Raw genomic sequence first — 1,974 nt, 5'->3', positions numbered from 1 at the left:
GTGCGAGGGAGCGGCCGCCAACGCGCGCGACGTGGCCTACCGCGCCGGCGTCCGGCATATCGGTCCGCACGAGGCGGCCGCGCTGCAGGCGCAGACCCACCGCACGCTCTATCGTTTCGACGTCCGCGACAGCGACGATTATGCCGCCGGTCACCTTCCAGGGTTTCGCCACTATCCGGGCGGGCAGCTGGTCCAGGAGATCGACATGGCGGCGCCGGTGCGCGGGGCGCGCATCCTGTTGACCGACAATCTCGGCGTTCGCGCCGACATGACGGCGTCCTGGCTCGCGCAAATGGGATGGGAGAGCTACGTGCTGGATGGCGGCTATGACGGCGGGCTGGATTTTGGTCCGCCGATCGACTGGCCAAAGCCTGATCCGTCGCAGCGCTACCGGCGTCCCTATGAGGGTACTGACGTCGCGGCCGACGCGATGCAGGCCTATCTCGATTGGGAATATGGTCTGGTGGAGCAGCTCCGGCGCGATGCGAGCCATGGCTTCTTCGTGATTTGATCGGCAGCTGGTCTAGCGCGACACCTCGCTCGGCACATGGGATGCCTGAACGGAGGCAAGCGGAAACTCCAGCGTACAGGTCACGCCGCAGCGTTCCAGACGGCGGACGATACTGCCGCGCAGCTGGCCTTCGATCAGGCGGCGCAAAAGCCGCGAGCCAAAACTTTCCAGCGCGGCGGTGCGCACCTCGGGGCCGTCGGCCTCGCGCCAGTCCAGCACCAGATGATTGCCGTCGAGCCGCCAATGCACATCGAGTCGTCCCTTGGGCGTGGCGAGCGCGCCGTATTTGAGCGCGTTGGTGGCGAGCTCGTTGATGGCGAGCCCGAGCGCCACGGCCTGCGCGCTGTCGAGGACGATCGCCGGTCCGTCCACCACCAATCGATCCGGCGCGTCATGGCCATAAGGCTCCAGCTCGGCGCTCAGCAGTTCCGAGATCGTGATCGAGGCCTGACGCGCCATCTTCTGGTCGATCAATTCATGCGCGCGCGCCAGCGCCGCGATGCGGGCCGAGAACACCCGCGAATAGTCCGGCGGCAGGCTGAGCACGGCCAGCGATTGCGCGGCGAGATAGGCGTTCTTGACGCGGTGCCGCAGCTCGTCGCGGGCGAGCTCGGCCTGCGCCAGCGCGCGCGACAGGGCGGCTACCAGGCGCGCATTCTCCAGCGCGTTGGCAGTGGCGCGCGCCAGCGTCTCGACGGTGGCGATCTCGTAATCCGTCGGCTCATAGACCTGCGCCCAATAGGCGCCGAGCGCGCCGATCGGATGATCGTGTCCGATCGGCGCCATGATGAGGCTGCGCACGAAGGTCTGGCGATAGAGATGATGCGGAATGCGCTCGTCCGTGAAGACATCGGGGACGGTGACAGTCTGTTTGTGCAGCATCGCCCAGCCGCTGATGCATTCGGACAGCTGGAACTGGTGGCCCTTCCAGAGCGGGCCTATGGCATCTTCCTCGATGTAGTGGCAGGCATCATCCTCGCGGATGACCAGGGCAACGCCGTCCGAGCCGATCAGGCGTCGGGCGCTCGATCGGACGATCTCGACGACATCCTCGGTGCTGCCGGCGCGAGCCAGATTTTCGACGGCGATGAGCAGGTCAGCCGAAGGCGTGCGCGTCGCAGATGATCGCCCGGTCATGGAACAACCCTCGAACAGGAAGTGATTTGCGGTTTAAAAAACTTATCACGCGCGCCGCGGTTCCATTGTTCAGAACGACACACAGCAGGCGGAAAAAGGGATGCCTGCGCGTCGTGTCGAGATCCCTCCTGCCCAAAAAACGACCGGGAAGGCGATTGCGCGATACCGCGATGATTGCGCGTCGCGTCGAACCAACCGCTTGTTTTGGCATTGTACCCGTTATTGCCCGGAGATGCCCTTGTCCCTTTTCATGGCCCTCGTCGTCGAGGATGATTCGTTCCAGCGCGAAATCCTGGCCGACACCCTGAAAGGGGAAGGCTTGGAGG

3 protein-coding genes are annotated in these 1,974 nt (G+C 65.0%); 1 reads left to right on the top strand and 2 read right to left on the bottom strand.

The genetic code is table 11. The features are described 5' to 3' along the window. The coding region (locus WCB02_RS23480) for a rhodanese-like domain-containing protein (protein WP_423961893.1) at positions 1 to 511 on the top strand (511 nt) is incomplete at its 5' end. 12 nt (positions 512 to 523) lie between these two features. Here the strand turns inward: WCB02_RS23480 and WCB02_RS23475 are convergent. After that, positions 524 to 1,648, bottom strand: a complete 1,125-nt coding sequence (locus WCB02_RS23475) for a sensor histidine kinase (protein WP_423961891.1) — start codon at positions 1,646 to 1,648, stop codon at positions 524 to 526. Continuing rightward, a partial coding sequence (locus tag WCB02_RS23470) for a hypothetical protein (RefSeq protein ID WP_423961890.1) occupies positions 1,608 to 1,974 on the bottom strand: 367 nt, incomplete at its 5' end. The genes WCB02_RS23475 and WCB02_RS23470, both read right to left, overlap by 41 nt.

Source organism: Bradyrhizobium sp. (genome assembly GCF_049581145.1).
Classification (GTDB): domain Bacteria; phylum Pseudomonadota; class Alphaproteobacteria; order Rhizobiales; family Xanthobacteraceae; genus Bradyrhizobium.
This window is presented reverse-complemented; position numbering and strand designations above follow the sequence as displayed.